Here is a 12577-nt window from a genome sequence, read left to right as displayed (position 1 = left end):
GCCCTCATGGGCTCGGCCACCGCGGTGCCCGCGTCCGCTGCGACGCCGGGGAGCTGGACCTCGGTCCAGCCCGGGGTTCCGCAGACCGGCTGCGACGGGGTCCGCGCCACCGTGGCGCTGGACGCGAACGGCGCCCTCTCGCTCGGCGCAACCTGGAACTGCCGGCAAGCCCTGATACCCGCTCCGATCGGGCTGCTGACCAGTCAAGTCGACTACACGACCGGACTGGAGTTCGTCAGCCGCACCGATTCGCCCATCTCGTACAACTACGAGGTCAAGGCGGGGAAGTCCCGCGTTCGAGCGCGGTCCGCGACCGAGACGAGGCTGGTGTTCGCCAAGGGCTCCGCGCGGATGACCGTGCACGTCCGCACATCCGCGGAGGGGCTGGCGCTGCGCTACGAGATGCCGTCGGGCGCGACGGTGCTGCGCGAGGCGACCTCGTTCGAGCTGCCGACCGACGCCCAGCTGTCCCGGCAGGCGTTCAGTCCCGATCACGAGATGGGTTATGCGACCTCCACGGTCGCCGACGTTCCGACGGGCTCTTACGACATGGGCATGTTCGCCCAACACGCCAACGGCGCGCGGGTGCTGCTCGCCGAGTCCGGTGTGGACGGGGGCTATTCGGGTGGCCGGTTCGCCCACACTCAGGGCACCGGCCGGTTCACCGTCACGCTGGCCGACGCGCAGATCGCGCGATCCGGCGCGTTCACCACGCCATGGCGCACGGCCACCATCGGCAGCACGGCGACGATTGTGGAGTCCACGCTGGTCGACGACGTCGCACCCGCGTCGAAGGTCTCCGACACCTCCTGGATCAAGCCGGGTGTCGCCGCATGGCCGTGGCTGGACGGCCAGACGGCCACCCAGCGCGACCTGACCAAACTCAAGCAGTGGGCCGACTACGCCTCCTCGCAGGGGTGGCCCTACCTTCTGGTGGACGACGGCTGGAAGGGCGCCCAGTCGATCATTCCCGAGCTCGTCGACTACGCCCGGGCCCGCGGCGTGCGGATCATGCTCTGGTACCACTGGCAGGACCTGGACACCGCCACCGAGCGGGACGCCGAGTTCACCAAGATCACCGGATGGGGTGTCGTCGGCGTCAAGATCGACTTCATGGGTTCCGAGGCCCAGGCCCGTCACCAGTGGTACGACGCAGCCCTGGCCGACACAGCCCGGTACAAGCTGATGGTCGACCTGCACGGCTCGCGCCTGTCCGTCGGCGTCCACCGCACCTGGCCGCAGGTGCTGACCAATGAGGCCGTCCGGGGCGAGGAATACTCCGGCGGGCGGAACATCGGGCACGTGGCCGCGCTCCCGTTCACGCGCGGCGCAATCGGCCCCGCCGACTACTCGCCGATGAGCTTCCAGCAGGGCAACCCGAACAGCGACGCCGCCGAACTCGCCCTCGCCGTACTCCTGGACAGCGGCATCATGCTGCCGGGCAGCCGTATTTCGGACTACCAGGCCCGGCCGGAGGCACAGCGGTGGCTGCGCATGCTGCCGACCGTGTGGGACGAGACGAAGTACGTCTCGGGCGACCCGCTCACCGGAGGGGTCATCGCTCGTCGCAGCGGCGACCGGTGGTTCGTCGGAGCGTTCAGGCGCGGCGGCGCCACCGCCATCGCCTACCCGACCACGTTCCTCGGCTCCGGTACCTGGCACGCGGAGATCACCACCGACGGCTCCAACGGTCTGACCCGCACCAGCAAGGTCATCAAGGCCGGTGACACGCTGAGCATCCCGGCGGTCGCGGGCGGCGGCCACGTGGTCAGGCTGACCAAGGTCCCGGTCGTCCCGACCGGCAACCGCACGGTGGCCATCGCCGGCGGCAGCCACGTCCTCGACGTGAAGAGCGGAAGTGTCGCGGACAACGCCGAGATCATTCGCTGGCCCAGCAACGGCGCCGTCAACCAGCGCTTCGCGTTCGTGCCCCTCGACGACGGGTACACGCGGATCGTCAGCCAGGCCAGCGGCAAGGACGTCGTCATCCGGAACGCGTCCCGCGACGCGGGCGCGAAGGTCATCCAGTACCAGTACGAGGCCAACGCGAACACCAACGACGAGTGGCTGGCGGAAGACGCGGGCAACGGCCGTATCCGGCTACTCAACCGCCACAGCGGTCTCTACCTCACCGCGGGCAGCGCCCAGGGCGACCAGTTGGAACAACGCCCGTTCGACGGCGCCGACCACCAGCTGTTCACCGTTTCCTGACGCCGTTGAAGAAGGCAGGCGTTCGGGTCCATGGAGGAGGCGAGGGCGTCCGGTCGGATCAGGATTCACCGCACGGAGGCCTTCGTGTCCCACGGTAACGAAGCACTGCTAGGCGTCCGCCGGCTCTCTCAGCGGCCATGCCCCGTCCACCAGTGCCGCCGCGTCGCCCTTGCCGCGCAGGAAGCTCTGGAAGTCCGCCGCCCACTGCGCGTACCACTCGATCTGGCGGCGGTGGAGGTCCGCCGGGCCGAGGGAGGCGATCTTGGGGTGGCGGGCGGCTATCGCACCGGCCAGGCGGGCCGCCGCGAGGGCGTCGGCCATGGCGTCATGGGCGGAGTCGAGGACGACGCCGTACTCGGCGCAGACCGCTTCGAGGTTGCGTTTGCCCCGGCGGTAGCGGTCGACCCAGCGGTCGATGGTGTACGGGTCGATGACCGGGGCGGGGTCCACGCCGCCCAGGCGGTCGCGCAGGGACGGCAGTCCGTGGCGGCGCAGCTCGGCGGAGAGCAGGGTCAGGTCGAAGGCGGCGTTGTAGGCGACGACCGGCACGCCCGCCTTCCAGTAGGAGGTGAGGACGTCGGCGAGGGCGTCCGCCACCTGGTCGGCCGGTCTGCCCTCGGCCGCCGCGCGCTCGCTGCTGATGCCGTGCACCGCCACCGCGTCCGCGGGGATCGGCACCCCCGGGTCGGCCAGCCACTCCCGGCGCCCCATCGGCTGCCCGGCCCTGACCTCGATCACGGCTGCCGTGACGATGCGCGCCTCGCGCGGATCCGTGCCCGTCGTCTCCAGGTCGAAGCCGATCAGCAGCTCCTGGTGCCAGCCCATGGGCGGGCCCCCCTTCCGTGGTGCGTTCCCCCAGTGGTCTCCACCTTCCCATGCACCACTGACAATCAGAGGACCGCGCTCCGCTTCGGCGCCGAACCACGCGGCCAGGAGGCACAGTTCACGACACCGGCCGCGAATCCGCCCACATCACCTCGAACTCCTCGCGATAGGTGGGAAAGAGGCCACTTTCGTCGATCTCGCCCGACTTGACCACCTTGCCGCTGTTGCGCAGCACGAACACCGGCGCTTCCATCCCACGGGTCCGGCGCAGGTAGTTCTGCACGACCGCGATGCCGTCCGCCCCGTCGCCGTCGACCAGGTACGCCGTGAAGCGGGGCGTCTCGTCGAAGACCTGGATCTCGAAGGCCCCCGGGTCGCGCAGCCGCGCCCGCACCCGGCGCATGTGCAGGATGTTCATCTCGACGGCCCGGCTGAGCTCGCCGCGCTTGATGCCCAGTTCGCGTTCGCGCCGCTTGACCGCGCTGGAGGCCGGGTTGAGGAACAGCAGCCGCACCCGGCAGCCGGACTCGGCCAGCCGGACCAGGCGGCGGCCGGAGAAGTTCTGCACGAGCAGGTTGAGGCCGATGCCGATGGCGTCGAGACGGCGGGCGCCGCCGAAGATGTCCTCGGCCGGGAACTGGCGCATCAGCCGCACCCGGTCCGGGTGGACGGCGACCACGTCGGCGTACCGGTCGCCGACCAGGTCCTCGACCGCGTCGATGGGCAGCCGGCGCGCGGAGGGCACGTCCCCGCCCGCGCCGAGCATCTCCAGCAGCCGGGCGGAGGCGCGCTCGGCCTGGTTCAGGACGGCCTCGGACAGGGCCCGGTTGCGGGAGACGACGTTCCGGGTGACCTCCAGCTCGTCCAGGGCGAGCTCGACGTCCCGGCGGTCGTCGAAGTAGGGCTCGAAGCAAGGCCAGTGCTGCACCATGAGCTCGCGCAGCTGCGGCAGGGTGAGGAAGGACAGGACGTTGTCGTCGGCCGGGTCGAGCAGATAGCCCTTGCGGCGGCTGACCTCGCGTACGGCGACCGCGCGCTGCACCCACTCCTGCCCGGCGGGTCCGGCGGCGGCCACCACCCAGTCCTCGCCGTGGACGGGTTCGTACACGGGGCGCAGGACGGCGGCGACGACCGCGCGCAGCCGCTGCTCGACGAGGTTCAGCCAGATGTAGGCCCGGCCGGCCCGCTGGGCGCGGGTGCGCACCTCGCGCCAGGCGTCGGCGTCCCAGTCCAGCTCCGGGCCGATCGAGCCCGTCGCGTCCATCGGCCGCGCCAGGGACACGGCACCGGTCGGGACGTCTGCGGAGTTCCCCTCGTGACCCTCGTCACCAGGGGGCAGCTCCAGCCCTCCCGAGCCCACCCGCGCACCGCCTTCCGCTCCCCCGAGCACTCCCGAGGGGCCTGGTCCCACCCAACGATCAAGGAAGGGTACTCCGGGAGCGGTCGGCGGTGCAGCCCGATGGGGAGGGCAGTTCTCCGCCGCGAGGCTGCCCTGGGCCGGGGCCGCTCCGCCCTGCCCCGCGACAATCTTCCCCCTACTCCCCCAAGAGCCCCGATAGCATCACGTGCCCCACTGGTTCGGCATCACGCATATGCACTGGTCAGTCGGCAAGGGGGAGATAAGTCATAGGAGGTTCCCTCACTTTCGGGGAGACTCGGGACCAAGGCGTCCCCACCGGCGCCGCTCACCTGAAAGAGTCGTATCCATGCAGGTCTGGCCTGGAGAGGCATATCCACTCGGTGCCACGTACGACGGCGCCGGGACCAACTTCGCGGTCTTCTCGGAGGCCGCGGACCGAGTAGAGCTGTGTCTGCTGCACGACGACGGCTCGGAGACGGCGATCGAGCTCCGGGAGAGCGACGCGTTCGTACGGCACGCGTACGTGCCGGGCATCATGCCGGGACAGCGGTACGGGTTCCGGGTGCACGGCCCGTACGCCCCGGAGCGCGGGCTGCGCTGCAACTCCGCGAAACTCCTGCTCGACCCGTACGCGCGTGCGATCAGCGGTTCGATCAGCTGGGGCGAGGAGGTCTACGGCTACCACTTCGACGATCCCGACCGGCGCAATGATCTCGACTCGGCACCGCACACGATGACGTCGGTGGTGGTCAACCCGTACTTCGACTGGGGCGACGACCGCCTGCCGCGCACCGAGTACCACCACACGGTGATCTACGAGGCCCACGTCAAGGGCCTCACCATGCGGCACCCGGGCCTGCCGGAGGAGCTGCGCGGCACCTACGCGGCCCTCGCGCACCCGGCGGTCATCGAGCACCTCACGGAGCTCGGGGTCACGGCGCTGGAGCTGATGCCCGTACACCAGTTCGTGAACGATCACCGTCTGGTCGACATGGGCCTGAACAACTACTGGGGCTACAACACGATCGGTTTCTTCGCCCCGCACAACGCCTACGCCTCCTGGGGTGACCGCGGCCAGCAGGTGCTGGAGTTCAAGTCGGCGGTGAAGGCGCTGCACGAGGCCGGGATCGAGGTGATCCTCGACGTCGTCTACAACCACACCGCCGAGGGCAACCACCTGGGCCCGACCCTGTCCTTCAAGGGCCTGGACAACTCGCGCTACTACCGGCTGACGGACGACCCCCGCTACTACATGGACACGACAGGGACCGGGAACTCCCTGCTCATGCGGTCCCCGCACGTGCTCCAGCTGATCATGGACTCGCTGCGGTACTGGGTCACGGAGATGCACGTCGACGGCTTCCGCTTCGACCTGGCGGCGACGCTCGCCCGGCAGTTCCACGAGGTGGACCGGCTGTCGTCGTTCTTCGACCTGGTGCAGCAGGACCCCGTGGTCTCGCAGGTCAAGCTGATCGCCGAGCCGTGGGACGTGGGCGAGGGCGGCTACCAGGTGGGGAACTTCCCGCCGCTGTGGACCGAGTGGAACGGCAAGTACCGGGACACCGTGCGCGACCTGTGGCGGGGCGAGCAGCGCACCCTCGCGGAGTTCGCCTCACGGCTGACCGGCTCGTCCGACCTGTACCAGGACGACGGGCGGCGCCCGCTGGCCTCCATCAACTTCGTGACCTGCCACGACGGCTTCACCCTGCACGATCTCGTGTCGTACAACGACAAGCACAACGAGGCCAACGGCGAGGACAACCGCGACGGCGAGAGCCACAACCGGTCCTGGAACTGCGGGACCGAGGGCGAGACCGGCGACCCGGACGTGCTGCGGCTGCGGGCCCGGCAGATGCGGAACTTCATCGCGACGCTGATGCTGTCCCAGGGCGTGCCCATGATCAGCCACGGCGACGAGTTCGCCCGCACCCAGTGCGGCAACAACAACGCCTACTGCCAGGACAACGAACTGGCCTGGGTCGAGTGGCCGGCCGACGGCGGTGACGGCGAGGAAGGCGAGGGGGGCCTGAGCCGGGAGCTGCTGGCCTTCACGCGCGCGATGGTGTGGCTGCGCCGGGACCACCCGGTCCTGCGCCGCCGGCGCTTCTTCCACGGCCGGCCGGTGGAGGGCACCCACGACGACCTGTCCGACATCGCCTGGTTCACCCCCGAGGGCCGCGAGATGACCCAGCGGGACTGGGACTCGGCTCGGGCCTCGGCGCTGACGGTGTTCCTCAACGGCAACGCGATCTCGGAGCCGGGCCCGCGCGGGGAGCGCATCACCGACGACTCGTTCCTGCTGATGTTCAACGCCTCGCCCAAGCCGCTGGAATTCCTGGTTCCGGTCAACCACGGGCGGCAGTGGCAGGTGGTCGTCGACACGGCCCGCGCGGACGGTGTGCCGCCCGGCACGGGCCCGAAGGTGCAGGCCGGTGACCGGCTGACCCTGGCCGACCGGAGCATGACGGTGCTCCAGCGGCCCGTGTAGCCGGCGGCGCGACGCCCGGTTCGCCCCCGTTTCGCCGCCCGGACAGAGCCACTCGTCCGGGCGACGCGCGGCGCACCTGGCGCGGGCGATGACACGAACGGCGGCGGGGCGGGTACGTAGGTCTGCATGACACCTGAGCGACCTGACCCGGTGGTGCCCACGGCCACGTACCGGCTGCAACTGCAGCCCGAGTTCCCGTTCGGGGCCGCGGCGGCCGTCGTGCCGTATCTGGCCTCGCTCGGCGTCTCCCACCTGCATCTGTCCCCCGTCCTGGAGGCCGTGCCCGGCTCGGGGCACGGCTACGACGTCGTCGACCACGCGCGCGTGCGCGAGGAACTGGGCGGCGAGGAGGGACTGCGGGCGCTGGCGCGCACGGCGCGCGAACACGGCCTCGGCCTGGTGGTGGACATCGTCCCGAACCACATGGCCATGGCCCCGCGCCACAACCGCGCCCTGTGGGAGGTGCTCCGCGAGGGCCCGAAGTCGCCGTACGCGCGCTGGTTCGACATCGACTGGGAGGCGCAGGACGGCCAGGTCCTGCTGCCGGTGCTCGGCGGGCCGCTCGGCGACGTGCTCGGGGAGCTGCGCGTCGACGGTGACGTCCTGCGCTACTACGACCATGTGTTCCCGCTGCGCGAGGGCACCGAGGACCTGCCGTTGCCGCACCTGCTGGACGCGCAGTGGTACCGCCCGGTGTGGTGGCGGCTGGCCCGGACCGAGCTCAACTACCGGCGGTTCTTCAGCATCTCGGAGCTGATCGGGGTGCGGGTGGAGGACCCGGAGGTGTTCGAGGCCACCCACGACAAGGTCCTCCAGCTGCTCCACGAGGGCGTGATCGACGGGCTGCGCGTCGACCACCCCGACGGTCTCGCCGACCCCGACGGCTACCTCCGGCGGCTGCACGAGGCGACCGGGGGCCGCTGGACCGTCGTGGAGAAGATCCTGGCCGACGGTGAGCGGCTGCCGGCCTCCTGGCCCGTCGCGGGCACCACCGGCTACGACGCCCTGCGGCACGTGGACGGGCTCTTCACGGATCCCGCCGGGTTCGGGGAGCTGCTGGGGCAGTACCGGCGGTTCGCGGCCCCGCAGACGGACCGGGGCGGGCAGTGGGAGGCGACGGTACGGCGGGCGGCGTACAAGGTCCTCACGCACGAGCTGGCGACCGAGACCGACCGGCTGGTGCGGGTGGCGGCCCGGCTGTGCGCGACTTCGCCGGAGCCAGCGCTGCGCGACCGCGCGCCCTGGGCGCTGCGCACCGCGCTCCAGGAGCTGCTGGTGCGGCTGGAGGTCTACCGGCCGTACGAGTCCGTCGACGCGGCGTCCGTGGTCACCGAGGAGGCCGCCGCCGAGGCCCGGCTCGCCTTCGCCGTGCCCGAGGAGGCCGGTGCCGTGGACGTCGTGCGGGACCTCGTGCTGGGGCGGTACGGCGACGGGCCCGCGCAGCTGGAGTTCCGGACGCGGTTCGCGCAGACCTCGTCGGCGCTGCGGGCGAAGTCCGTGGAGGACACGGCGTTCTACCGGTACGTGCCGCTGCTGTCGGCGACCGAGGTGGGCGGGAATCCGGGCGGTCCGGCGCTGTCGCCGGAGGAGTTCCACGCGTACTGCGCGCGCGTGCAGCGCGACTGGCCGCTGACCGGGACGGTCGCCTCGACGCACGACACGAAGCGCAGTGCCGATGTCCGGGCGGCGCTGCACGTGCTCACCGAGTGCCCGGAGCGCTGGGCGGACGTCCTCGCCGAGGTGACGCGCACCGGCGACGGCGTGCCGGACGCGCAACTGGCGTGGGCGGCCTGGCAGACGGTGTTCGGGCTCGGCCCGGCGTCCGGGGCGCTGGAGCGGGTCCAGGGGGCGCTGCTGAAGCACGTGCGCGAGGCGGGCCTGTTCACCAGCTGGACCGAGCAGGAGCCGCCGTACGAGGAGGCGGTGGCGGGGTTCGTGGCGGCCGGGCCGTGCGGGACGCCGGGTGAGCGGATCGCCGCGTTCCGGGACTCTCTCGCGCCGCACATCCGGGCGAACGTGCTGGGCACCGCCCTGGTCCAGCTGACGATGCCGGGGGTGCCGGACGTCTACCAGGGCACGGAGGCCGAGTCCCGGGCGCTGGTCGACCCCGACAACCGGCGGGCGGTGAGCTTCCCGCCCGAGGAGTCCGGCGGGACGTCCGGGGAGAAGATCGCGGTGACGCGGTCGGCACTCGGGCTGCGGGCACGACGCCCCGGCGCCTTCGGCGACACGGCGACGTACCAGCCGCTGCCGGCCCAGGGACCGATGGCGGCCCACTGCCTGGCGTTCGCCCGCTCCGGTGAGGTGGTGACGGCCGTGAGCCGCCTGTCGCTCCGGCTCGCGGAGGCGGGCGGCTGGCAGGACACCCGGCTGCCGCTGCCGCCGGGCCGCTGGGCGGACACGCTGGAACCGGCCCGGGAGTTCACGGGCCACGCACGCGTGGAGGAACTGTTCGAGCGGCTGCCGGTGGCGTTGCTGGAGCGGGTGGGCGACTGAGGCGGGGCTGCTCGCGGCGCGGCAGGCACGCGGCGGGCGGGGCCGGGCAGCGCGGCACCCACGCGGGTGTGCGCGGTACGCCACCCCGGCCGCCTCCAGGCACACCGGACACGGCAACGCCCCACACCCCGCGAGCACGCCGGGCACGCCGGGCACGCCGGGCACGCCGGGCACGCCGGGCACAGGCAACGCGGCACCCACGCCGGTGTGCGCGGTACGCCACCCGGCCGCCTCCGGACCCACCGGACCCACCGGACCCACCGGACACCGCAACGCCTCACACTGGTCGGAGGCGGTCGGTGAGGTGTTCCTGGCCCTGGCCGGACGCGGGCCTCACCAGCGGTGACAACGCGCCGGTGACGCCACGCGGGCAGCGGTGACGCACACCGGCCGGCAGGCCCGTCGCGCGCCGGCCGGCCATGCTTCCGGGCGCCCCGTGGAGCCGCCCCCGTCATGCCCTTGACACCGCCCCATGGCCGTGGGGTACTGCGATTGGCGAACTCGGCCGGATGTGACGGGGGTGAGTGTCCTGCCGGAGCTGCGCTACCCGACAGTGGCCGAACAGGCCCTGGCCGCCCGGGCGTTGACCTCTCGTCGGCCCGGGCTGTGCACCCTGCGGCAGGTGGGTGCCTCGCGTGCGGGCAGGCCACTGCACCTGCTGTCGGTGGGCCGCGCCCGCCGCGCGGTGCTGGTGGTCGCCGGCGCCCACGCCAACGAGCCGACCGGCTCCTGCACCCTGCTGGCGCTGGCCCGACGGGTACTGGCACAGCGGGAGTTGCGCGACGGCATCTCCTGGCACTTCCTGCTGTGCGCGGACCCCGACGGGGCGAGTCTGCACATGACGCCGGCGCCGCGCAGCCTCTTCGACTACCACCTCGGCTTCTTCCGCCCCGCGGGCCCGGAGCAGCCGGAGTGGGCCCCGTCCCTGCTGCCGCCGGACCGGCTGCCGCCCGAGACCCGGGCCCTGACCGGCGTCATCGACGAGCTGCGGCCCTACCTCCAGGTGACGCTGCACGGCACGGACCTGGGCGGCAGCTGGGTGCAGTTGACGAAGGACGTGCCCGGGCTGGCCGAGCCGTTCGCCAAGTCCGCGGCGGAGCTGCACATCCCGGTGGAGACCGGCGCCTCGGACGCCGCGGGCTGGCCCGCCTCCGGGCCGGGCGTGCACGTCATGCCCCCGCCGGAGACCGGGCCCGCGTACCCGAGCCTGCCGGACGACGCGCGGCACAGCACCTGGTACCACGCCCACCGGTACGGCGGTCTGACCGCGGTGGTCGAGGTGCCGATGTGGGCGAGCGACCTGGTGGACGACCCGGCTCCGCATCCCGCCCCGGCGGCGGCGATCGGGCAGCTCGCGGGCCGGCTGCGACGGGACGCGCTGGAGGTGACGCGGGTCCTCGACGGCGCGCTGCCCCGGCTCGCGGACCTGGACGGACCGTTGCTGCGGGCCGCGCGGTGGGGGCTGGAGCTGGTGCCGGGGCTGGCCGACGACCTGGTGCGCATCCCGCCCGCCGACCCCACCCGGGCCTACGTCGGCAGCGTGGACGCGTTCGCGCGCCGGGTGCCGCTGCGGGCGGCGGCGATGCTGCGGCGGGTGCTGCGCGGGACCGACGACCGGGCGGCCGGGCAACTGGAGGAACTCGTGGCGACCTGGAGCGACGCGTTCGCGGAACGCTTCAGGGCCCGCTGGGTGCCGCTGGAGCACCAGGTCGAGCACCAGTCCCGCACGGTGGTCGCCGCGGCGCTGCACGCGCGCGAGGGGACGTCGTAGACACCGGCCCGACCGCGCCGTCATCGCGCCGTCACTCCCGCTGCATCGGCACCGCCGCACCCGATTCCCACCCCGGCTCGCCCGGGCCGGAGCACGCGCGCGTGTCCCGCGCGGCCAGTTCGAAGGCGGCGAGCACCACCCGCGCCTGGTACTCCGCCTGGCGGGCCACCGGGATCCAGTGCGCCCCGCAGCCGTCGCGGTAGTCGGCGCACCACTCGTCGATCAGCCGGTCCAGCTCCGGCAGCGCCCCGGCCGGGTCGTGTCCCGAGGCCCGCACGAGCTGGTGCAGGAGACCGGCGGTGCGCAGGGCCAGCCGGCGCCCGGAGACGCGCAGGGCGGCGAGGTGGGCGGTGCTCATCGGCGGCAGGGGGTGGGCCGCGCCGTCGCCGGTGTCGGGGTCCCAGGCGTCGGCGAGACCGGGGCAGACCAGTAAATAGTCGTCGACCGGGGCCAGCAGGCGCGCGGCGTCGGGCACGGTGGCGAGGTGCGGGCGGACGCGGGCCAGGAGGTGCCGCAGGAGCCCCGTGTCATGGCGCAGGGTGCGGCTCACGGCCCGCAGCACCGCGTCCCGGTCGGCGGGCGGGGAGCCGTCCGTCACGGCCGCCACGCCCCACATGGGCGCTTCGACGACCGCGGTGACGGTGCCGTGCCGGTGCGGGTGGAACCACGTCGACTCGACGGCGGCCTCCGTGATGGCCGCGGCGAGGCCGGCCGGGCGCGGCGGCGGGATGCGGTAGACGGCGGGTCCGAGTCCGGGCCAGTACAGGGCGTCGTAGGCGCCGAGTTCGCGGGGGATGCCGAGCCGGGCGGCGATGTGGGCGAGGCGCCGGCCGAGGCCGGGCAGGTCGTCGGTGAGCTCGACGAAGCCGCCGCCGACGTCGACGCCGTGCAGGGAGCACTGGAGGAAGGGCCGCAGTTCGTCCTGGACGTCGAGCAGGGCCCGGGTCTCCGGCAGGGCGGCGCCGGCCGCGCCGTCGGGCAGCCACTCGGGCTGCTCCAGGAAGCCGGGCCGGAAGAAGTTCCGGAAGTACTGTCCGAGTGTGTACGGGCCGGTCAGCCAGCCCTCGTTGCGGCGCAGCCCGTCCGGGTCGAGGCACAGCAGCAGGTTCCAGGTGGCGTCGGCGCCCTCGGTGAGCCGCGGGTCGGCCAGCGCCCGCTCGGCCAGGCGCAGCGCGGTGGCGCCGCCCACGGGTTCGTTGGCGTGGGGTCCGGCGACGACGAGGGCCTGGCGGCTGCCGTGGCCGACGCAGAGCAGCCACAGGGGAGTGCCCGCGCGGGATGTGCCGATCCTGCGCAGCCGGGCATCTCGCGGGTGGCGGGCGACGAGTGCGGCGGCCCGGGCGCCCAGTTCGTCGACGGTCGGGTAGTGCAGGAGGGGCGGCAGGGCACACCTCCCCGATGCGGTGCCGTCACTTCACCAGCTGTA

The 12577-nt window shown here is 72.9% G+C and carries 7 protein-coding genes; 4 read left to right on the top strand and 3 right to left on the bottom strand.

Annotation, left to right across the window (positions count from 1 at the left end; genetic code table 11):
- Positions 1-6: 6 nt before the first annotated feature.
- Entirely contained in the window at positions 7-2211 is a 2205-nt protein-coding gene (locus ACFZDA_RS02285) for a glycoside hydrolase family 97 catalytic domain-containing protein (protein WP_391073554.1), read from the top strand.
- 108 nt (positions 2212-2319) lie between these two features.
- On the opposite strand, the gene ACFZDA_RS02280 is transcribed toward ACFZDA_RS02285, so the two are convergent.
- Positions 2320-3036, bottom strand: coding sequence for an exonuclease domain-containing protein (locus ACFZDA_RS02280; RefSeq protein ID WP_391073552.1), 717 nt, complete (start codon positions 3034-3036; stop codon positions 2320-2322).
- A 118-nt stretch (positions 3037-3154) separates the two neighbouring features.
- Positions 3155-4396: an SAV2148 family HEPN domain-containing protein gene (locus ACFZDA_RS02275; RefSeq protein ID WP_359036713.1), complete on the bottom strand. Its 1242-nt coding sequence runs from the start codon at positions 4394-4396 to the stop codon at positions 3155-3157.
- A gap of 346 nt (positions 4397-4742) precedes the next feature.
- On the opposite strand from ACFZDA_RS02275, the gene glgX reads away from it, so the two are divergent.
- The 3 genes from glgX to ACFZDA_RS02260 all read left to right on the top strand — a co-directional run bounded on the left by glgX (position 4743) and on the right by ACFZDA_RS02260 (position 11151).
- Positions 4743-6884, top strand: coding sequence for a glycogen debranching protein GlgX (glgX, locus tag ACFZDA_RS02270; RefSeq protein WP_391073549.1), 2142 nt, complete (start codon positions 4743-4745; stop codon positions 6882-6884).
- 126 nt (positions 6885-7010) lie between these two features.
- Entirely contained in the window at positions 7011-9380 is a 2370-nt protein-coding gene (treY, locus tag ACFZDA_RS02265) for a malto-oligosyltrehalose synthase (RefSeq protein ID WP_391073546.1), read from the top strand.
- A gap of 520 nt (positions 9381-9900) precedes the next feature.
- Positions 9901-11151, top strand: a complete 1251-nt coding sequence (locus tag ACFZDA_RS02260) for a M14 family zinc carboxypeptidase (RefSeq protein WP_391073543.1) — start codon at positions 9901-9903, stop codon at positions 11149-11151.
- A gap of 31 nt (positions 11152-11182) precedes the next feature.
- Here ACFZDA_RS02260 and ACFZDA_RS02255 read toward each other — a convergent pair whose 3' ends face one another.
- Positions 11183-12535, bottom strand: coding sequence for a M14 family zinc carboxypeptidase (locus ACFZDA_RS02255; RefSeq protein WP_391074564.1), 1353 nt, complete (start codon positions 12533-12535; stop codon positions 11183-11185).
- Between the last annotated feature and the right edge of the window lie 42 nt (positions 12536-12577).

Origin of the sequence: Streptomyces sp. NPDC007991 (assembly GCF_042958445.1) — a bacterium.
GTDB lineage: Bacteria > Actinomycetota > Actinomycetes > Streptomycetales > Streptomycetaceae > Streptomyces.
This window is presented reverse-complemented; position numbering and strand designations above follow the sequence as displayed.

What these genes read in the sequence shown, in the direction of transcription:
- ACFZDA_RS02285 (WP_391073554.1), top strand. Translation starts at nt 7, where the DNA reads ATGGGCTCGGCCACCGCGGTGCCCGCGTCCGCTGCGACGCCGGGGAGC.
- ACFZDA_RS02280 (WP_391073552.1), bottom strand. Translation starts at nt 3,036, where the DNA reads ATGGGCTGGCACCAGGAGCTGCTGATCGGCTTCGACCTGGAGACGACG.
- glgX (WP_391073549.1), top strand. Translation starts at nt 4,743, where the DNA reads ATGCAGGTCTGGCCTGGAGAGGCATATCCACTCGGTGCCACGTACGAC.
- treY (WP_391073546.1), top strand. Translation starts at nt 7,011, where the DNA reads ATGACACCTGAGCGACCTGACCCGGTGGTGCCCACGGCCACGTACCGG.